The sequence below is a fragment of the Dyadobacter chenwenxiniae genome (assembly GCF_022869785.1).
Classification (GTDB): Bacteria; Bacteroidota; Bacteroidia; order Cytophagales; family Spirosomataceae; genus Dyadobacter; species Dyadobacter chenwenxiniae.
The window spans coordinates 7,013,308-7,034,264 of record NZ_CP094997.1; the positions used below are offsets into that span (position 1 = coordinate 7,013,308).

The window sequence follows — 20,957 nt, forward strand, 5'->3', positions numbered from 1 at the left end:
ATTTATGAAATTAGTAGAAAATAAAGTCGCGTTGGTAACCGGAGCATCACGTGGTATCGGTCGTTCCATTGCTTTGCGCCTGGCTCAGGAAGGAGCTGACGTTGCATTTACTTATCTATCCAGTGTTGAAAAAGGTGAAGCGCTGACGAAAGAACTGGAACAATTCGGTGTAAAAGCAAAAGGTTACCGTTCGGATGCGTCTGACTTTCAAGCTGCGGATCAGCTGGTTACGGATGTTATCGCTGATTTTGGCAAGCTGGATGTGCTGATCAACAATGCGGGCGTAACACGTGACGGATTACTAATGCGCATGAGTGAGGAACAATGGGATTCTGTGATTACGATTAACTTGAAATCTGTTTTTAACCTTACAAAAGCAGCAACCAAGAGCATGATGCGCGCCAGAAGCGGGTCTATCATTAACATTACTTCGGTGGTTGGGATCAGCGGCAATGCAGGGCAGTCCAATTATGCCGCTTCCAAAGCAGGGATCATTGGTTTTACCAAATCAATCGCACTCGAATTAGGCTCACGGAACATCCGCTCGAATGCCGTCGCGCCGGGATTTATTGAAACCGAAATGACGGATGCAGTGGATTCAAAAGCGGTGGACGAATGGAAGCAATCGATTCCGATGAAGAGGGGAGGCCAGCCCGAAGAGGTTGCCGATGCCTGCGTTTTTCTTGCTTCTGACCTTTCGCGCTACATTACCGGCCAGGTTTTACAAGTGGATGGCGGTATGTTGACATAGCATGTTTTTTCGTTACATTTAACACATGCGGTCCGAACTCATTTTCCAAACCCCTTACTGGTTTATTGTCTTCTGTTTGGTGGCAGGCGCTGCGTATGCGTTCATGCTTTACCAGCCAGCAGCTGCCTGGGGAAAAAAATGGAACTATGCGCTGGCATTGCTGAGAGGACTGACTGTTGGAATGATTTGTTTTTTGCTGCTGGGCCCGCTGGTCCGTAAGACGGAAACCTCCGTTGATAAAGCCAAAATCGTTTTCGCAATCGATAATTCTGAATCGGTAAAAGGGCCGGGGTCGGCGATGATGAAACAGGTTGCCAATGCGGTTAAAGACCTGGAATCGTCCGGTTTTGAGGTAAGTGTGCAAACATTGGGAAAAGATTCCCGTTCGCCGGTTGCCGATTCCATCCGTTTCGACGCTAAGAAAACGGACTTGTCTGAAATGCTGCAAACCGTGAAAACGAACTTTGAAGGAAGAAACCTCACGGACGTAATATTGCTTTCAGACGGCATTGTTAACCAGGGAATTTCACCGGCTTACAATCGTTTTCCATTCAGGGTGAACACATTGGCTGTGGGCGACACAGTTCCGGATCTGGATATCAGGATCAAGGATGTGATCAGCAACAGGATCGCTTATCTCGGAAATGAGTTTCCTGTCCGTGCCGAAATCGCCGCTAATGGTCTTGCCGGAAAATCCACAACCATTACATTAAAACAAAATGGGCGGGTCATTTCAAGCCAGCAGGCGATGATTGATAAACCTTCTTTTTTTAAAGCTGTCGATTTCAAAGCATCATCCAGCCAAAAAGGCGTGCAGCACTATACATTGGAATTGAGCGGCGTAGCAGGCGAAACTTCACCAAAAAATAACAGAAAGGACGTTTATATCGACATTATCGACGGCAGGCAAAAGATCTTGTTGATGGCCCTCGCGCCGCATCCGGACATTAAAAGCATTCGGAGCCTGATAGAAGCAAATGACAATTACGAGCTGGATATTAAAATTTTATCAATATCCAATACGCCCGTAGCAACCGCGAAACCCTACGATCTGATCATCTTACATCAGATCCCTAACGTATTAGGAATGGGAAATGCGCAGGTTCGCAGCTTTATTGAATCCAAAACGCCGCTGTTTTTTATATTAGGCAATCAATCAGCGGTGCAGCTTGCCAACTCTTTGAACCGGTCACTGACCATTAATGCCACCAATAACCAGGTTGACAAGGTTACCGCACGCTTCAATCCGGCTTTCCAGCAACTGAATTTTGATCCGGAACAACTTAAATTGCTCGAACGGCTTCCACCATTATCTGTGCCTTTCGGCGATTATAACATTTCGTCGGGAACCGAAACAATTTTGTTCCAAAAAGTTGGAACATTAAATACGAGCAAACCGCTTTTAGTTTTAAATACGAATGGCGGCCAGAAAACAGCCGTGTTGGCGGGAGAGGGGATCTGGCAGTGGAGGCAGGAAGAATTTGCGCAAACGAACAAGCAGGAAGTGGTGGATAACCTGTTCCAGAAGCTGATCCAGGTGCTTTCGGTGCGTGAGGATAAGCGGAAATTTCGTGTTTACCCGGTTCGGAGCGAGTTTGAGGCTGGGGAGCAGGTCGTGTTTCAAACGGAGATATATAATGACATTTACGAACCCATTTTTGGTCAGGAAGTGAAGCTGGATGTTACCAATGAGAAAGGTGTGACGAAGCAGTTTACTTATACACATTCCAAGGAAAATCCGAGGTTCAATGTGAGCGGATTGGCAGATGGCGTTTACCGTTTCGCAGCTTCAACATCATTGCGTTCAGGTCAGGAAAAAGTGAATGGGCAGTTTGTAATCAGCAATGCAGATCTTGAATTAAATAATACTACGGCTGATTTCGGCATGATGCGTGAGTTGGCCAGTCGCTCGGGCGGAACATTTACGACACCTGCTGCTTTTGCGGATTTTATCTCAAAACTAAAAGAAAACCGCCCTGCCGATCGGCTGGACAGCAGCGAAGAAATGGTCGAGATTATCTATATGAAATGGCTGTTCTTCCTTTTGGTTTTGCTGCTCGGCGCTGAATGGGGCCTTAGAAAGTATCATGGTGGATATTAAAACGCTTTTAGTGCGATTATTTCTGCCGCTGGTTTTCGCTTTTCATCCTCTCAACCCGGTACTTGCTCAAACTGATTCTTTGCAAACTGAGCCGATAGCAAACGACTCAGGCCAAACGCTAAAACCGAATTATGCGTTGCTAAGGGGCATTTTTGCAGCGCAGTCAGTGCTCTACCTCGGCACGATTTATGGCCTCAGTAAATCCTGGTACAAAAATCCGCTGACAAAGTTTACATTTAAGGATGACACGCGCGAGTGGCTTCAAATGGACAAAATGGGGCACGTTTACACATCGTATCAGATTGCAAGACACACTGCCGAACTTTACAGGAAAACGGGAATTTCAAAACGACAAATGCTGGTCTATGGCGCTATTTCAGGCATAATTTTTCAAACGCCTATTGAAATCCTGGATGGCTTTTCTCCGGATTACGGCTTTTCACCGGGGGATATGATCGCTAACATTTCTGGATCCGTCATTTATCTGGGCCAGATCGCGCTTTGGGATGAAGTGCGTATTCAGCCGAAGTTTTCTTTTCATTATACATCATTGTCAAAAGTGCGGCCGGAACTGCTGGGCAGCAACCGTTCGGAAAGCTGGCTGAAAGATTACAATGGGCAGACTTACTGGTTTTCAGGCAGCCCCGGTACGTTTTTCAAAAACAGCGGCTGGCCCTCCTGGCTCTGTTTTTCAGTCGGTTATGGCATTCATAACATGGTTTCTGCTGAAAAAGGTAAGAGCATTGAGCGCGGTTATCGCCCTTATCGGCAATATTATTTGTCGCTGGACATTGATTTGACTAAAATTAAGACAAGAAGCAAGCTGGTCAAAACGATCGGTTTTTTTGCCAATTCGATCAAGATTCCCGCCCCGGCTTTACAGATCAGCAAAAAAGGCATCGACTTTAAACCGTTTTACTTTTAACAATTGTTGCTAAAATGTGAATGTTGTAATGCGCAGCATTCTTTCAAACAGATAAAAATATGAATATAGGAGATAAAGTCAGGCTTGTGCACGGACGGGAGGAAGGCGTAATTTATGCATTTCTACCTGGTAACATTGTTGAGATAGAAATTGAAGACGGATTTCGGATCCCTGTCTTGCGGAATGAGATCGTAACCATTTCACCAATTGAAAGTCAGCGGCTGGTGAAGGAGCAAGACTCTAAGAAAATTGGGTCACAAATCGATACGATTGTGCCCAGAAATGCGCCGTTTGCAGAAAAAGGCATTTATCTGGCGTTCGTCCCGGTGAATGACCGGACGGTTACGCTGCATATTGTCAATAATTCGGATTGGATTTTACCGTTTACGGCAGTGGCTATGAACGACCAGCGTAGTGCGGGCCTGGCAGGTGGCGTGTTGCAACCACGCACCGCGCAAAAGTTATCGGAACTGATCATGAAGGATTTTGAAACGTGGCCGGTGTTTGAATTCAAAATACTTTATTACCGCGAAGGCAACCACGCGCAGCCCCAGACTTTGAGCAAAAGAATCAAGTGCAGGGCACAATCATTTTACAAAAACAAAGGCAAAGCACCTGTGTTGGGAAAGGAAGCGTTCGTTTATCAGATTGACGAGGAAAATCCAAAAGTGGAAGGATATGTTAGCCCTGAAAATCTTTCCAATGATTTGAAAACGAGCTTAATGGGCGGGGCCAAGACTGAAACCCCTGTTTTGGAAAAACCCGAGCAGGTGGTGGATCTGCACATTGAAAAACTGACGAAACATGTAGGGTCGCTATCAAATGATTCTATCCTTAAAACGCAGCTTTCCACATTTGAAAGCAGCCTTGAATCTGCCATAGCGAATGGAATGGAGGAGATAACATTCATTCACGGCGCCGGAAGCGGGGTTTTGCGGACTGAGTTGCACAGAAGGCTGGGGAAAAACCAGCATGTAAATTATTTTAAAGACGCTCAAAAAGAAAAATTCGGATACGGTGCAACCCTCGTTAAGATTAAATAAGTGGCTCGTTAATTGCCTGAATGTATTGTTTCTAATGGCATTTGCACTCAGCATATGGCAATGCCGATCTAAAAGCACCTCTCCGAAAGCGCCTATGGAAGAATACAAATACTCCGATAATCAGATTCAGAACGAAAAGCATTTGTCTGTTTTGAATGTTCCGGTGGAAATCCCTATTTCGGAAATCGAAAACCAGATCAACGCGAAAATAAAGGGATTAATATACGAGGATAATAGCTACGAGGACGAAGATAACGACAATCTCAAAGCCAAAGTCTGGAAAATAAGCCCGATTAAAGTCGTTGCGATAGACTCCTCTTTTTTGTTCGAGGTCCCTCTTAAAATCTGGGTTAGTGCAGGATACAAGATCAGTCCTTTGGGCATAACCATGTCCGGTTATAAGGATACGGAGTTTTCCATCAAGATCCGGCTGATCTCAAAAATCGGCATCGCTTCTAACTGGGCCATTAAATCAGAAACGTATGTGGACAGCTATGATTGGATTTCCGATCCGAACGTCAAGGTGGCTGGCATAAACATTCCGATCAAAAGCATGGCGAGCCGGCTTTTGAATAAAAATTTCGACAAGATCACCGAAGCGATCGATGAGCAGGTAGCCAGCAACATTGAATTGAAGAAGAATGCTGAATTGGCCTGGAACATTGCTCGGCAGCCCGTTTTGCTGTCAAAGGAATTTGATACCTGGCTGACAATTGTGCCCACAGCGGTTGTCATGACCCCTCTACTGGCAAAAAACAACGTTCTACGATCAGTGATCGGCATTAAAGGTTATACACAAACGATTACTTCGGCAAACAAGCCGGCAATTCCTGCGATTTTGAAATTGCCTGATTTGCAGATCGTGAGCAAAGTTCCGGAGGATTTTAAAGTTGGATTGATCAGCATGGTCTCCTATGCGGAAGCCGCAAGGTTGGCGACTGCTAAATTTGCGGGAGAAAAGTTCTCTTTCCTTGCTGGCCAATATAATGTTGAGGTCACTTCTATTGATATGTATGGTCAAAACGAGAAGTTGGTGATCAAAGCAGGCTTGAAGGGGAGCATAAATGGGGACATTTATCTGAAAGGTGTGCCTTATTATGACCCCTTGACACAGCAATTATCCCTGAAAGGGCTTGATTATGATCTTGATACAAAGAATTCAATTGTGAAAACTGCGGGCTGGCTTTTGCAGGGGCAATTTAGTAGAATGATGGAGCGAAAAATGGTTTTTCCTGTCGGCGCACAGATCATTGATGCCAAGAAAACGATCCAAAAAGCATTGTCAAACTTAAAAGTAACCGAAGGTGTCATTTTGAAAGGGAACTTAACGGATATTACACCTGACAGAGTTTATTTAACACCGGAACACCTTTATTCTGTTGTATTTGCGAATGGAAATGTGAATTTGAAGGTCAACGGATTAAAGGGAATTTGAAACAAAATTTCGACAATAATCCGCGTCTTTGCCATAATTTTTTACTTTTAATAGTATATTGACTGCTGATCGAAAGAAAGTATTTCTTAGCTTTGTGGTCAGAGGAAAGGAATAAGCTGACCTACCGCTGCGGTTTCGGCCGGAGAGGAAAGTCCGGGCAGCAAAGAGCATCGTACTTCCTAACGGGAAGGCAGCAGGCCGGAGACGGATTGCTGACAGCAAGTGCCACAGAAATTATACCGCCCTGGCATGTTTTTTATGTGTCATGGTAAGGGTGAAATGGTGGAGTAAGAGACCACCGCTCTTTGGGTGACCACAGAGGCACGGTAAACCTTACGGGCTGAAAGATCAAATAGGTGTCAATCCGTGGGGCTGCTCGTCCCCGTCTCTCGGGACATTGACACGGGTAGATCGTTAGAGGTTCCAGGTGACTGGAATCCTGGATAAATGGTAGGAACGTAACATTGGCTTGCCAATGTGAGTAACAGAATCCGGCTTACTGGCTTACCTTTTTTCTGATTTTGAGTTAAATAAATAGTGAATATTTGAATCACATAACTGGTGTTTCCCATGAAGAGAAAGAATCTTTACGTTGCTTTGATTTGTTTGTCCCTACTGAGTTTGAATACGTCCGCCCAAAATCGAACGTACGAAGGACCCAATAAAATGAACACCTGGTCTATCACAGGTTACGGAGGGATTACCAAATTCTTCGGAGATTTAACTGAGTACAATGGCTTCAAACGCGGAGACAACGAGAAACTAACAGGTGGCTGGGGTTTATCCATTAACAAACAGCTTTCACCCATTTTCGGTGTTCAGATCGTAGGATTCAATGGCCGTCTGCAAGGTTCAAAAGCGGGCCACATCAGCTCACTCACTAATCACGAGTACAACGCTACATTCAATAGCCCTTCGTTCGTTCAGGTTTCCCTGGACGGAACAGCCAATCTTAACCGTTTGCTATTTGGTTATAAAAAATTACGCAGATGGAAAGTGGATGCACATTTAGGTTGGGGTATCATTTACTACCACACGGATGTAGATTATATTAACGTGACGACTGGGCAAGTGGATAAATTTTCTACTAACACAGATGCCAGTTCCAAAACAGCTGGAAAGTGGGAACGTAATGGTTCAACCTATACACGTGAATGGGTAATGCCTGTCGGTCTGTCTGTACATTACGAACTGACACCAAGATTTGATTTGGGATTAGATTACACGCATAACTTTGTTAATACTGAGAAACTGGATGCAACAGTTGGTGGATTGAGTGATTACTCAACACAAGCAGGCATCTGGACATTTGCAAAAGGAGAGTCAGGCAACGACGCTTACGGAATTGCAACGATTGCATTGACTTACAAGCTGGGTAAGAATGCAGTAATGGCGAAAAAAGGCAAGTATGATGCTGGAAGCGGCCGTTACCACTTGCGCTGGGCAAATCCACAGTCTTTAATCCCGATTCCTTACAATCCTACAATGGAAGATGCGGATTCAATCGCAAAAGCAAACATGCCTAAGCCGGTTGACCCACGCCTTTATACTGATTCAGACGGTGACGGTGTAGCAGATCTTTTTGATAAAGAGCCGAACACGCCAATCGGAAGCATCGTTTCGGGTGGTGGAGTTGCAATGGATCTTGATAAAATCATCAGAGACGCTATCAAAAACAATTTGCCGAAAGACGAATGCGAAGCATTGTTCAGCAACATCGAATTTGATACTGACAAAGCCATTATCCGCAACCCGTCAAAAGAAACGCTAAGCAAAGTGGTTGAGCTTTTGAACATGCGTACAAACTGCCGTATCGTTCTGGTTGGTCACACGGATGCCCGTGCTTCGGATGCGTATAACGTTTCACTTTCACGTCGTCGTGTTGATGCTGCCAAGCGCTTCCTGATCCGCGCTGGAATTACAGATCCTAGCCGTATCATTATCGAGCATTATGGAGAGTACCGCCCGATTGCTGAAAACACAACAGTTGAAGGCTTACAATCCAACCGTCGTGTTGAGATCAAGATTTTGCCAAACAACACGCTTCGCTCAACATATCCTGCCGGTTTCCGCCCTTAGGAATTGTTTAAGACATATTGAAAGGAAGGTAAGCAATTACCTTCCTTTTTTTGTGCGCGCTGTTCGTGAATTCAGGAATTTCGCTTACCTTTGCACCCTGTTTAATTTAGGGACGAGTTCCCGATCATAACAAATTCAATAATGGCAGTTAAAATTAGGTTGGCGCGTCGTGGACGCAAGAAGAAGGCGATTTATGATATCGTAGTCGCAGATGCCAGAGCACCACGTGATGGTCGCTTCATCGAAAAATTGGGTATCTACAACCCGGGAACGAACCCTGCTTCCATCGTTCTGGAAGCAGACAAAGCAGTTGATTGGCTTTTGAAAGGCGCACAACCAACTGATACAGCACGTTCTATTTTGCAACATGAAGGCGTTATGCTTAAAAAACATTTGCAAGTAGGCGTTATTAAAGGTGCAATCACGCAAGAAGTTGCTGATTCACGTTTTGATGAATGGAAAGAATCTAAAACAGATCGTAAAGCGACTGCTGCTGATTCATTGTCACAGAAGAAAGATTCTGACAAACAAGCCAGACTTGATGCTGAACGCAAAGTAAACCAGAGCCGTGCAGAAGCAATCGCTAAGAAAAACGCGCCTCCTGTTGAAGAAGCTCCTGAAGTAGAGGAAGCGGAAGCGGCTGTCGACACAGTAACAGAAGAAGTTTCTGACGAAGTAGCAGTTGAAGAAACAGTCGTTGAAGAAACAGCAGCTGTTGAAACTCCGGAAGCTGAGGCAGCTGCACCAGCTCCTGCTGAAACGCCGGAAGTTGAAGCGGCGGCACCCGTTGAGGCTCCGGAAGCTGAGACTGCAGCACCTGCTGAAACTCCTGCTCCTGAGGCAGCAGCGTCTACTGAAACTCCTGAAACGGATGAATCAGCAGAGAAAAATGCTGAGTAATAAGCGTTTAAATACACTATTTATGAGTCTGTCGGTGATCCGTGCAGACTCATATTGTTTTATACTACACCATTATTTGATAAGCAGGTGACACAGGATAATTGTTATTTATTAGGTTATATCGTTCGCACGCACGGAACAGCGGGCAATGTTGTCATTTTTCTTGACGTGGATTATCCCGAGGAATATGAGGATCTCGACGCAATTTATGTTGAAATCAAAGGAGAACTGGTTCCTTACTTTATAGAAAATTTCAACTTGCAAAAGCAAGCCAATGCGATTGTAAAGTTTGAGGATATTAATACAATAGAAAAAGCGCAAGCCCTGGTCGGAAGCTCCCTTTACCTGTCACTGGACGAGTTGGAAGAGCTGAGCAATGAGGAGTTTTATTATCATGAGATCAAAGGCTTTACGGTTGTAGATCAAACTGTCGGCACGCTTGGAACAGTGCGCGAAGTGTATTCGTTAAACGGGCAGGATCTGATCGCGATGGATTATCAGAGTGTGGAAGTGCTGATCCCAACCGCAGCCGACATTGTTCTAAAGGCTGATAAAGAAAATAAGCAGCTCATTGTCAATCTGCCAGAAGGCCTGCTGGAAGTTTATCTTGACAATTCTGATTCTGAAAATACACCGGATGATGCGGATTGATATTATAACCTGCGTTCCCAATCTGCTGGATAGCTTCTTTGCACATTCTATCCTGAAACGAGCCCAACAAGGTGGCTTTGTGGAAGTAATGGTGCATGATATTAGGGATTATTCGGTAAATAAGCACCGGACTATCGATGATTATGCATTTGGTGGGGGAGCGGGAATGGTTTTGCAAATTGAGCCTATCGCAAAATGTATCCGCAGCTTGCAACAGGAAAGGGATTATGATGAAATAATTTATCTCACACCCGACGGAGAACTCATGCAGCAGCATATGGTGAACCAACTTTCATTGAAGGGCAACATCATTATGCTATGCGGACATTACAAAGGCGTTGACCAGCGCGTGCGGGATATGTTTGTTACCAAAGAGGTGAGCATTGGCGATTATGTCCTTTCTGGTGGCGAATTAGCCGCAGCAGTGCTGTCCGACGCGATTATTCGTTTACTTCCCGGTGTGCTTAATGATGAAACTTCTGCATTGACCGACTCATTTCAGGATAATTTGCTGGCACCGCCCGTTTACACGCGCCCTGCGGAATTTGAAGGACATAAGGTTCCGGACATTCTGATGTCAGGGCACGAAGCTAAAATTGAAGAATGGCGTTACGAGCAGTCCATCCAGCGCACCAGGGAACGCAGGCCGGATTTGTTAAAACCCTAAAAATCAAGACTGCAATTGATCCATTCGTTGTCAAAGTTGGTGCCGTATTTCCGGTAGAAACCAACGGCTGATGTATTCCAATCCAGCACCTGCCACAACATGCCTGTACAACCGGTTTGTTTGGCAGCTGCCACAGTTGCATCGAAAAGTACTTTTCCAATTCCGTTTCCGCGCATGTCTTCTGTGACAATGATATCTTCCATATACAATCTCTTTCCCTTCCACGTCGAATAACGGTAATAGTAAAGCGACATGCCAATAATTTTTGAATCCGACTCGGCAACGAAGAAATCATACAGCTTTTCATTATAGTCCCGGGTCATTTTTTCAATATTGTTGGTGACCTGGTTAAGCGCTCGCTCATAAACGGCCAGCTCCTTCACTAATTCGAAAATGGCAGGGATGTCTTCTAGTTTTCCTTGGCGGGTCGAGATTGTCATAGTATCGTCAATTAATATTCTGAAAGAGGTCAAAATACATCATTTCCTACTGATTGTCTGTGAAGTTTTCCCACTTTTCTAAAATTGCCTGAAAATTGGATGGTAGATCTGTATCAAATTGCATCCATTGCCGGGTAGTAGGATGAATGAATCCCAATGATTTCGCGTGTAATGCCTGTCCCGGAAGCAATTCAAAAAGGTTGTTGATCATTGCCTTATAACTTCCATTTGAAGGCCCGCGCAGGATTTTGTCCCCACCATAAACTGTGTCATTGAAAATCGGATGGCCTATGTGCTGCATGTGCGCACGGATCTGGTGCGTGCGACCCGTTTCAAGGTTACATTGAATGAGCGTAACATATCGTAGCGACCTGATTGTTTTGTAATGTGTCACAGCATGTTTGCCCTGACTTCCATCCGGAAAAATATCCATCACGCGCCGGTCCCTTGCACTTCTTCCAATGTTGCCGGTAATTGTGCCAGATTCTTCTTTTGGCTCACCCCAAATCAATGCATTGTAAGTCCTTTCAATGGTGTGATCGGAGAATTGTTTAGCCAAAAATGTCATTGCAAATTCCGTTTTTGCAATGACCAATAAACCCGATGTGTCCTTATCGATGCGATGCACCAGGCCTGGCCGTCCTTCGCCGTTTCTGCCGGTGGGAAGTTGCTGAAAGTGATAAACCAGTGCATTGATAAGCGTTCCGGTCCAGTTGCCAAATGCCGGATGCACCACCATGCCTGTGGGCTTATTGACAATTAAAAGCACTTCGTCTTCGTAAATGATGTTCAGCGGAATGTTCTCGGGAATGATCTCCGTATCGCGGGGTGGCTCAGGGAGCGAGAGCGTGATCACATCAAGAGGCTTTACTTTATAACTGGCCTTGGTAACATGGCCATTCACCTTTACGGCTTCTGCATCAATTCCATTTTGTATTTTTGTCCGGGAAGCATTCGCAACATGGAGGCTCAAATATTTGTCCAGCCTGATCAGTCCCTGACCTTTGTCAGCAACAATTCTGTAATGTTCAAATAAATCATCTTCTTCTGAGGCAATCTCAATATTGTCTTCGGACATTCCAATTGGTCATTTATTGTAAACAAAATTATCAAAATAAGTGGATTTACTAAGTGCCGTGTTGCCAACGCCGATCCAGGAACTTTCCAATGCCATCACGGAAAAGGCTGGGATCAAGCTGTACATCAAGCGCGACGATTTAATCCATCCGAAGGTTTCGGGTAACAAATGGCGGAAGCTGAAATACAATTTGCTCGAAGCTGACTCACAAGGGAATAGGCGTTTGCTGACATTCGGCGGTGCATTTTCCAATCATTTATATGCAGCGGCAGCTGCCGGAAAAGCGCTCGGGCTTGAAACAATTGGCATAGTGCGGGGCGAGGAACTAGCGGATAAGCTCTCGCCAACGTTGTTATTTTGTTTAGACCAAGGCATGCAACTGCATTTTGTGTCGCGCGGAGAGTATAAGCTCAGGAACTCCGAAGATTACTTGCGAGAGCTAGCCGCCAGGTTTGATTACCCGTTTATAATTCCGGAGGGCGGGACGTCGGCATTGGCATTAAAAGGTGTGGGCGAAATTGTCCCGGAAATAAAAGCGCAATTGGCCCAAGTGCCTGATTACTTTGCCGTTGCTGTGGGCACTGGGGGAACGGCTGCCGGACTGTTATCTGCTGGCGTGAATGTGCTTGCTTTCTCAGCATTAAAAGGCGGAGAATTTCTAGAAAAGGATATTCATGCCTTGTTAAATGGGCAACATTCCGGCGACTTGCAGCTTTTTACTGATTACCATTTTGGTGGTTATGCCAAATGGAACCAGGAGCTGATCACATTTATGCTTGAATTCCGGCAAGCGTTTGGTATCCAGCTTGAACAAGTTTACACCGCCAAAATGCTGTATGGACTTTTTGATTTGATTCATAAAAATCACTTTCAGAAAGGACAGACGATTGTTGCCGTGCATACAGGCGGAGTGCAGGGACTGCTTAAATTATAGGCAAGCTCTCAGGACAAAGCCGGAATCTCTTCGTCACTGTTCGCTGATTTTGTTTTAACAAATTCTTTGATCAAATCCTTTTCGCCCGCAATCCATAACACATCGTCATTCTCAATGATCATGGAAGAATCGGGATTGAGGATACGCTCGCCGTTTCGCTCGAGGCCTACGATCATTCCATGCGTTTTTTCACGGATCTGGCTGCTTCTGATGCTTTTGCCGCGAATATGGTATTCGCTTTTTACTTCCACACGTTCCAGTACAATGCTGTCTTCGTGCGCGATGTACACGTCGCCATTGGTGCTTACTTCAATGTGGCCCCGGAAAACGTCCAGCTGATCATCCGTTCCGATAACCTCAATGCGGTCGCAGGGATAGAGCACTTCGGTGGGGCGGGGGAGATGAATGGTTTTGCTGCCGCGCTCGATCAGCACCACATTAATACCAAAATTTTCCCTGATCTTCAATTCCTGCAATGTTTTACCAATCAGTGAGGAATCGGGACTTACTTCCAGAAAGGCGAAATGCGCGTCCCAGGGCAATAATATTTTCTTCGATTTTCCGCTTCCTTCCAATTGTCTCGCATTTAAATTTTGCAGGAAACGCTCTTCAATCCGGTGATAAGAGATCTGTAATCTTTGGTAAAAAATCGCGAAACCTAAAATCATAATGCCCCCGGCAACGCTTAAAGCGGTTGGGGTTGCGAAGAAGGAATTGAGCAGAAAACCCATCAGCAATATCGCGACCAGCACTCTGGATAGTTCAAGCAAAAGCAACGGCCCGCGGCTAAATTTCCTGCTTAACCAAATAGCCGAATAAGCTTTACGATTTGACCTCTTAAAAATCAATGCCCAAAGAAACGGTGAGATCAGAAGGAATGTAATGCCAAACAAAACCGCATTAGTAATATACGTTTCAGGAATTCGAGTGTGTAATTGATCGGCCAGCTGATGTGAAGAGGCTAGGACGATTCCAATGATTACAACGGAATTGATGATGATCGTTTGAAAATAGGATTTCAGGATTTCATTCCAATGCGTGGTCTGGACAATGGTTTCAGTGCTCGTAGCATATCTGTTGAGATAATGTTTCCATTTTTGCGGCAAGCGTTTTTCCAGCCATTCAGAAAGCGGCTCGGATGCCCTCATCATGTAAGGAGTTGTAAATGTGGTGATTACTGAAACTCCCACGGCGATTGGATAAAGGAAATTACTGGTAACGCTTAGCGAAAGGCCAAGATTGGCAATGATAAAAGAGAATTCACCTATCTGCGACATGCTCATTCCAGACTGCAACGACTTTTTAAGCGGCTGCCCCGAAATGATTGCTCCCAGCGAAACAAAAGTTGTTTTACCCAAAATTACCACCAGAACCAGAATGGCAGTGGGCACTGCATATTCAACCAGCAACCCCGGATTGATCAGCATACCAACCGATATAAAGAATACCGCTCCGAAAAGGTCTTTCAATGGCTTCAATAAATGTTCGATCTTCTCCGCATGCGTGGTTTCCGCAAGAATGGAACCCATAATAAATGCGCCCAAAGCAGCCGAAAAACCGGCTTGTGTCACCAGAAAAACCATTCCAAAGCATAACGCAACCGATGTGATGAGCACGCTTTCATCATTCATCAATTTCCTGTAACGGCGAAGTAATGTTGGGAAGACGAATATGCCGCCTAAAAACCAGAGCGTCAGGAAGAAGAATAGTTTTAGAATGGATTGCAGCAGCTCCATCCCAGCAAATTGCTGACTGATGGATAATGTTGAAAGCAAAACCATTAACAAAACGGCGGTAAGGTCTTCAATAACCAGAATGCCCAATACGACACGCGTGAATTTCTGCGTTTTTAGGCCTAGTTCATCAAATGCACGAAATATAATGGTGGTGGAGGAGATCGCGATGATCCCTCCCAGAAAAAGACTATCCGTTTTGCTCCAACCTAGTAACTGCCCCGTTACGAAACCTGTTGCGAGCATCATTCCCACTTCAAACAAACCCGTTATCGCAGCCGTGTTTCCGACTTTAACCAGTTTTTTAAAACTAAATTCGAGACCTAAGTTGAAAAGCAAGAAAATAACACCGATCTCAGCCCATATTTCAATGGTTTTAATGTCGGTAATGGTGGGGAAAAGGTTGAAATTCGGTCCTACAAGTAATCCGGCCAGTATATAACCTAACACGATGGGCTGTTTCAATTTCTTGAAAATAAGGGTAATGATACCCGCCATCGTGAGTATTAGTGAAAGGTCAACAATTAATTGTGGAACGTGCGTCATATCGTTGGGCTAAGCGGCTAATTTCTTTCGGGATCAATAAAATACAAAAAGCCTTTGACGAATCAAAGGCTTTCGAGGGGCAATCGTATAAAAAGGGGCTTTATGGCATTAACCTACGCTGCCTTCCAGACTGATTTCCAGTAATTTCTGCGCTTCCACAGCAAACTCCATCGGAAGCTGGTTCAACACCTCTTTTGCATAACCATTAACAATCAAAGCAACCGCTTGCTCCGTTGGGATTCCGCGTTGGTTGCAATAGAAAAGAATGTCTTCACCAATTTTTGAAGTCGTAGCTTCGTGCTCGACAGTTGCGGAAGGATTGCTCACTTCAATGTACGGGAAAGTGTGCGCTCCGCATTTGTCACCTAATAAAAGGGAATCACATTGGGAGAAATTCCTCGCTTTTTCTGCTTTCTTGAAAACCTGAACGAGTCCTCTGTATGAGTTCTGGCTTTTGCCAGCTGAAATTCCTTTCGAAACTATGCGGCTCTTCGTATTTTTCCCGATATGGATCATTTTCGTGCCCGTATCAGCCTGTTGCATGTTATTTGTAACAGCAACTGAATAAAATTCGCCAATTGAATTATCACCTTTCAGGATAACCGAAGGATATTTCCAGGTTATCGCCGAACCGGTTTCAACTTGCGTCCAGGATATTTTCGAACCTGCGCCATCGCAAAGACCGCGTTTGGTTACGAAATTGTAAATCCCTCCTTTGCCGTCCTTATCACCAGGATACCAGTTTTGAACAGTTGAATATTTGACATTCGCATTCTCGTGCGCGAAAATTTCTACAACCGCAGCGTGCAATTGGTTTTCGTCACGCATCGGTGCTGTGCAACCTTCCAGGTAACTCACGTGACTATCAGCGTCACCGATAATCAATGTACGCTCAAATTGGCCTGTTCCGGCTGCATTGATACGGAAATAAGTGGAAAGCTCCATCGGGCAACGAACGCCTTTTGGAATATATACAAAAGAACCGTCTGAGAAAACAGCGGAATTCAATGCGGCATAATAATTGTCTTTTGGCGGAACAACCGACCCCAAATACTTTTTAACCAATTCAGGATGTTCACGAATGGCTTCACTGATAGAGCAAAAGATAATTCCTTTTTCTTTCAGCGATCCTTTAAAAGTCGTAAAAACCGATTCGGAATCCATTACGGCATCGACAGCGATGGAAACACCTGAAAGTCTTTTTTGCTCATTGAGGGAAATTCCCAGGCGCTCAAAAGTGTCGCGCAATTCCGGATCAATGTCGTCCAGACTGTCAACCTGCTTTTTCTTTTTAGGCGCCGAATAATATTTTATTCCCTGAAAATCGATTTTTGGATAATGAACATTTGGCCACTTGGGTTCAGCCATTGTCAGCCACAAATGATAAGCTTTCAAACGCCACGCAAGCATCCATTCCGGTTCATTTTTTTTGGCTGAGATAAACCTGACAATATCATCATTCAGCCCCATAGGAGCCTCATCTGCCTCAATATCAGTTACAAAACCATATTTGTATTCCGAACTGGTGATTTCCTCCAACAATTCATCTTCTTTGCTCATAGTCTAATTATTATCACACTGTGTTTCGTATTACAGTAACACAGAGAACGGGGATTGAGTTTATTGAGAACATCAAAAATACACAAAAATGCGGATTTACAGGTAAGCCCCCGTTGAAAGATAGTTCTTCACATAGTCGTCAATTCCGTCTTCCAATGAAGTAAACGGACGTGTAAAACCGATAGAGCGAAGTTTGCTCATGTTGGCCTGCGTGAAATACTGATATTTATCACGAATATCTTCCGGCGTATCAATATACGAAATGTCTGCCGGCTTGCCCATCGCATTAAATGTGCTTGTTACCAGGTCTTTGAATGTCCGTGCGCGGCCGCTTCCGAGGTTGTATATACCCGAGTTTTTACGGTGATGCATAAAGAAAATGCAAACGTCGATCAGGTCTTTTACATAAATAAAATCGCGCATCTGCTCGCCATCCTGGAAATCAGGGTTATGCGATCGGAAGAGCTTCATTTTCTCCGTTTTATTGATTTGGTTGAAGGCATGCATGACCACAGAAGCCATTCTGCCCTTGTGATATTCGTTCGGGCCATAAACATTGAAAAACTTCAATCCTGCCCAGAAAAACGGCTTTTTCTCTTGCTGCAATGCCCAGATATCAAACTCATTCTTGGAATCACCGTACGGATTGAGCGGTTTTAGCTGCGATAATGTGGATTCATTGTCATCGTAACCGTGTTCGCCAAGCCCGTAAGTGGCTGCGGATGATGCATATACGAGCGGAATTTGGTAGGCAATGCACTTCTCCCAGATCTGTTTGGAATAGCTGACATTAAGCTCGTCAAAAATTTCTTTGTCGAATTCGGTTGTGTCTGTACGGGCGCCTATGTGGAAGATAAATTCGACATCGCGGTTGTTATTGTCGAGCCAGTTGAAGAGCTCAACCCTTTCTACTTTTTCCTGAATTGTTTTCCCTTCAAGGTTTTCTGCTTTCTCGATTTTGGAAAAATCATCTACTGCAATAATGCTTTTGAAACCGTCCTGATTTAAGCGGCTAATAAGCCCGCTGCCAATGAATCCGGCTGCACCTGTTACGATAATCATGAGAGAGATTATATTTTGAATGATAGCATTTTTTTTGTTATCCTCTTGTTAAACTGCAAAACTACGGATACAAGATGTAATTTTGTACCCTATTTATCAAGGAGGAGAAGATTTATGATTTACGTAACCAGAAAAGAGCATTTCAATGCAGCCCACCGGCTTTTTAATCCGGCCTGGTCTGATGAAAAAAACCAGGAAGTATTTGGCCCGTGTGCCAACAACAACTGGCATGGACACAATTTTGAGCTGATTGTTACGGTAAAAGGAAAACCGGATCCGGACACGGGATTTGTCATTGATCTGAAAGTGCTGGGCGATATAGTGAAGGAAAAAGTGGTGGATAAAGTGGACCATAAAAATCTCAATCTGGACGTTGATTTTATGCACGGCAAAATGGCTTCCTGCGAAATATTTGTAACCGAAATATGGAATATCCTTGCACCAGCCATTGCAGAAGCATCCCCGAATTCTAAGCTGCATTACATTAAGCTGGTTGAAACGCCGAAGAATTTTGTAGAGTATTACGGCGAATAAGCGCCAACTGACTAGTCGAGATGAAATATTACCTCATTGCAGGAGAGCGTTCGGGAGATTTGCACGGCTCCAACCTCATCGGCGGAATCCGTGAGAATGATCCCCATGCGCAGTTTCGTGGCTGGGGAGGTGATATGATGGCGGGCGCAGGCATGGACCCGGTTACGCATTATAAGGACACAGCCTTTATGGGTTTCCTGGAAGTGGCCCTTAACCTGCACAAAATTTCAGGTTTTCTCAAAAAATGCAAAGCGGATATTCTTGAATACAAGCCCGACGCGCTGATTTTGATCGATTACCCGGGTTTTAACTTACGTATAGCGTCTTTTGCAAAGTCAAAAGGCTTGAAAGTGTTTTACTACATTTCCCCCAAAGTCTGGGCCTGGAATCAAAAACGCGCATTAAAGATCAAGCGGAATGTAGATCACATGTTCGTGATCTTTCCATTTGAAATCGATTTTTACAAGAAGTTCGATTACAAAGTGGATTACGTGGGCAATCCGCTCATGGACGCCATTGCAGCTTTCAAACCCGATCCTGAGTTCAAGCAAAAGAACAACCTCAGATCCGACAAGCCCATAATAGCGTTACTTCCAGGCAGTCGCCAACAGGAAATTATAGGCATGCTGGACATTATGCTAACTGTCCAGCCACATTTCCCTGGTCATCAGTTTGTGATCGCAGGCGTTAGTAACCTGCCAAAAACCTTATACGAAAAGTACATTGCAGCGCATAATGCAATCATTGTCTACGAATCAACTTACGATTTGCTAAACATTGCCGACGCTGCATTGGTAACATCGGGGACAGCTACATTAGAAACAGCACTGTTCAGTGTTCCCGAAGTGGTCTGCTATAAAACGAGCGCATTTTCCTACGCCATCGCCAAACGCCTCATCCGCGTTCCGTTCATTTCACTGGTTAATCTTATTTTGGAGAAAGAAGCGGTTAGGGAGTTGATTCAAGATGGTTTGAATGAGGATTTATTGGTTGCAGAGTTAAGACAAATCCTGCCTGACGGAGCAAAGCATGAGCAGCAAATGAGCAACTATGAGACATTAAAAAGCTTGGTCGGCGGGCCAGGAGCGTCGGAGCGAGCGGGTGGATTGATAGTTGATTATTTGAAATGATCAACCCAGCCTAGCAGTAGAGCACCCTCAGATTGCTCCCTAGCGAAGCCCGGGACGGGCTCCCTGTTTCTAGAAATCATGTTCGAAATTTTTGTTGAACTCCGGAGGAGTTTCCTGGTGCCAGCTCAGGAGGCTGCGCTGCAGCCAGGCATTCTTGGTTAATGTTTTCTGGAAATTTTGTAGGAACTCTGCGGGTTTCCTAGCTAGAACATAGGAGGCTACTCTGTAGCCGAACCTGCAACTCTTCGTGCTTTTCTAGAAACAGGTTGCTCCTGCGGAGCTGACATACTGTCGAAAAGCATCAACATCGTTTTTAAATTTGCATTTACGTAGTTATCTACGTATATTTATACTGATAAATCAGATTCATAAAAGTGAACATTTTCAACGAACTCGGTGGCCTGGCCATTTCAACTCGATTACAACAGCTCAGTGACCAATTCCGAAAGGATGGGGCGCTGATTTATAAGGCGAACAACATTGATTTCGAACCGAAATGGTTCCCGGTTATTTATGCGCTGTACGTGAAACAGGCACTGAGCATTCTGGAACTTTCGGAGGAGATTGGTTATGCGCATCCTTCGACGATTACATTGCTTAAGGAATTGGAGAAAGAAGGATTGGTTGAATCATTCAAGGACGGGCGGGATGAACGTAAACGAATGGTTCGCCTTTCGGAAAAGGCGCAAATATTGGTTCAGAAGATGCAGCCCATCTGGGAAGTGATACGCAAAGCGGCAGAAGACATTACAAATACAGCAAATAACCTTTTACTAGCCATGGATGAAACAGAATACCAATTGAAAAAAGAGGGTTTTTTTGATCGCTATCAGCGTCTAAGTCAGGAAGAAACGACTTTGGCAGTTAAAATTGTAGACTACAAGCGCGAGCACGCAGAAGCATTCTATGACCTGAATTACGCCTGGATCTCCGACGCCTACGAAGTCGAGCCGGAGGATGAAAAAGTGCTTGAAGACCCTGAAAAATACTATTTGAAAGATGGAGGCGCCATATTAATAGCGCTCTACCAAGGAGAAACGGTCGGCACCTGCGCCTTGAAACAAGGCGACCCTGGCGTTGTAGAAATGAGTAAAATGACGGTTTCGAAAGAAATGCGCGGCAAGAAAATCGGGGATTTGCTGGGCAATGCGATCATTGAGAAAGCGCGAGAACTCGGAGCGGAAAAAGTTATTTTGTATTCCAACAAAAAAGGCTCAGCAGCAGGGATTAACCTTTACAAAAAGCTGGGCTTCATTGAAGTGCCATTAACCGGTCACAACTTCAAACGCGCCGATATAAAGATGGAGCTGGTTCTCTAAATTGCCCGAAGGGCCTCCTGTTTCTGGAAAACAATTATCGTTGCACGGAACAACTCCGAAGGAGTTTCC

At 44.7% G+C, this 20,957-nt stretch carries 18 protein-coding genes and 1 other RNA gene; 14 read left to right on the top strand and 5 right to left on the bottom strand.

Annotated elements, in window-relative coordinates:
- The first annotated feature begins 4 nt into the window (after positions 1 to 4).
- The 10 genes from fabG to trmD all read left to right on the top strand — a co-directional run bounded on the left by fabG (position 5) and on the right by trmD (position 10,552).
- Entirely contained in the window at positions 5 to 751 is a 747-nt protein-coding gene (fabG, locus tag MUK70_RS30085) for a 3-oxoacyl-[acyl-carrier-protein] reductase (protein WP_234656540.1), read from the top strand.
- A 25-nt stretch (positions 752 to 776) separates the two neighbouring features.
- Positions 777 to 2,852 (top strand): VWA domain-containing protein, encoded by a 2,076-nt coding sequence (locus tag MUK70_RS30090; protein ID WP_234656541.1) that lies wholly within the window; start codon positions 777 to 779, stop codon positions 2,850 to 2,852.
- Positions 2,853 to 2,862: 10 nt separating this feature from the next.
- Positions 2,863 to 3,777 (top strand): DUF2279 domain-containing protein, encoded by a 915-nt coding sequence (locus tag MUK70_RS30095; protein ID WP_234656542.1) that lies wholly within the window; start codon positions 2,863 to 2,865, stop codon positions 3,775 to 3,777.
- Between the two features lie 59 nt (positions 3,778 to 3,836).
- Complete coding sequence (locus MUK70_RS30100) at positions 3,837 to 4,820, top strand: Smr/MutS family protein (protein ID WP_234656543.1); 984 nt, start codon at positions 3,837 to 3,839, stop codon at positions 4,818 to 4,820.
- Positions 4,821 to 4,914: 94 nt separating this feature from the next.
- Positions 4,915 to 6,255 (top strand): DUF4403 family protein, encoded by a 1,341-nt coding sequence (locus MUK70_RS30105; RefSeq protein WP_234606978.1) that lies wholly within the window; start codon positions 4,915 to 4,917, stop codon positions 6,253 to 6,255.
- Positions 6,256 to 6,361: 106 nt separating this feature from the next.
- Positions 6,362 to 6,770: RNase P RNA component class A (gene rnpB / locus MUK70_RS30110), an RNA gene on the top strand.
- A gap of 55 nt (positions 6,771 to 6,825) precedes the next feature.
- On the top strand, positions 6,826 to 8,334 hold the full coding sequence (locus MUK70_RS30115; RefSeq protein ID WP_234656544.1) for an OmpA family protein: 1,509 nt from the start codon (positions 6,826 to 6,828) through the stop codon (positions 8,332 to 8,334).
- Between the two features lie 141 nt (positions 8,335 to 8,475).
- Positions 8,476 to 9,234: a 30S ribosomal protein S16 gene (locus MUK70_RS30120; RefSeq protein WP_234656545.1), complete on the top strand. Its 759-nt coding sequence runs from the start codon at positions 8,476 to 8,478 to the stop codon at positions 9,232 to 9,234.
- Between the two features lie 87 nt (positions 9,235 to 9,321).
- Entirely contained in the window at positions 9,322 to 9,885 is a 564-nt protein-coding gene (gene rimM, locus MUK70_RS30125) for a ribosome maturation factor RimM (protein WP_234656546.1), read from the top strand.
- Entirely contained in the window at positions 9,875 to 10,552 is a 678-nt protein-coding gene (trmD, locus tag MUK70_RS30130; RefSeq protein WP_234656769.1) for a tRNA (guanosine(37)-N1)-methyltransferase TrmD, read from the top strand. The genes rimM and trmD overlap by 11 nt, the downstream gene beginning before the upstream one ends.
- On the opposite strand, the gene MUK70_RS30135 is transcribed toward trmD, so the two are convergent.
- Together MUK70_RS30135 and MUK70_RS30140 are read right to left on the bottom strand one after the other, a co-directional pair.
- Positions 10,549 to 10,992, bottom strand: a complete 444-nt coding sequence (locus MUK70_RS30135) for a GNAT family N-acetyltransferase (protein ID WP_234606982.1) — start codon at positions 10,990 to 10,992, stop codon at positions 10,549 to 10,551. The genes trmD and MUK70_RS30135 overlap by 4 nt on opposite strands.
- Positions 10,993 to 11,038: 46 nt before the next feature.
- Positions 11,039 to 12,070 carry an RluA family pseudouridine synthase gene (locus MUK70_RS30140; RefSeq protein ID WP_234656547.1) on the bottom strand — a complete coding sequence of 344 codons (1,032 nt, stop codon included), beginning with the start codon at positions 12,068 to 12,070 and terminating at the stop codon, positions 11,039 to 11,041.
- Between the two features lie 40 nt (positions 12,071 to 12,110).
- On the opposite strand from MUK70_RS30140, the gene MUK70_RS30145 reads away from it, so the two are divergent.
- Positions 12,111 to 13,004 (top strand): 1-aminocyclopropane-1-carboxylate deaminase/D-cysteine desulfhydrase, encoded by an 894-nt coding sequence (locus MUK70_RS30145; RefSeq protein ID WP_234656548.1) that lies wholly within the window; start codon positions 12,111 to 12,113, stop codon positions 13,002 to 13,004.
- 8 nt (positions 13,005 to 13,012) lie between these two features.
- On the opposite strand, the gene MUK70_RS30150 is transcribed toward MUK70_RS30145, so the two are convergent.
- The 3 genes from MUK70_RS30150 to rfaD form a co-directional block, all read right to left on the bottom strand.
- Positions 13,013 to 15,283 carry a monovalent cation:proton antiporter family protein gene (locus tag MUK70_RS30150; RefSeq protein WP_234606985.1) on the bottom strand — a complete coding sequence of 757 codons (2,271 nt, stop codon included), beginning with the start codon at positions 15,281 to 15,283 and terminating at the stop codon, positions 13,013 to 13,015.
- A gap of 108 nt (positions 15,284 to 15,391) precedes the next feature.
- Entirely contained in the window at positions 15,392 to 16,843 is a 1,452-nt protein-coding gene (sufB, locus tag MUK70_RS30155; RefSeq protein WP_234606986.1) for a Fe-S cluster assembly protein SufB, read from the bottom strand.
- Positions 16,844 to 16,939: 96 nt separating this feature from the next.
- Positions 16,940 to 17,905, bottom strand: coding sequence for an ADP-glyceromanno-heptose 6-epimerase (rfaD, locus tag MUK70_RS30160; protein ID WP_234656549.1), 966 nt, complete (start codon positions 17,903 to 17,905; stop codon positions 16,940 to 16,942).
- A gap of 114 nt (positions 17,906 to 18,019) precedes the next feature.
- On the opposite strand from rfaD, the gene MUK70_RS30165 reads away from it, so the two are divergent.
- The 3 genes from MUK70_RS30165 to MUK70_RS30175 all read left to right on the top strand — a co-directional run bounded on the left by MUK70_RS30165 (position 18,020) and on the right by MUK70_RS30175 (position 20,888).
- Complete coding sequence (locus MUK70_RS30165) at positions 18,020 to 18,439, top strand: 6-pyruvoyl trahydropterin synthase family protein (protein WP_234606988.1); 420 nt, start codon at positions 18,020 to 18,022, stop codon at positions 18,437 to 18,439.
- Positions 18,440 to 18,459: 20 nt separating this feature from the next.
- Positions 18,460 to 19,569, top strand: a complete 1,110-nt coding sequence (gene lpxB, locus MUK70_RS30170) for a lipid-A-disaccharide synthase (RefSeq protein ID WP_234656550.1) — start codon at positions 18,460 to 18,462, stop codon at positions 19,567 to 19,569.
- 374 nt (positions 19,570 to 19,943) lie between these two features.
- The gene (locus MUK70_RS30175) at positions 19,944 to 20,888 is read left to right on the top strand and encodes a bifunctional helix-turn-helix transcriptional regulator/GNAT family N-acetyltransferase (protein WP_234656551.1); all 945 of its coding nucleotides are present in this window, start codon (positions 19,944 to 19,946) and stop codon (positions 20,886 to 20,888) included.
- Positions 20,889 to 20,957: the final 69 nt, after the last annotated feature.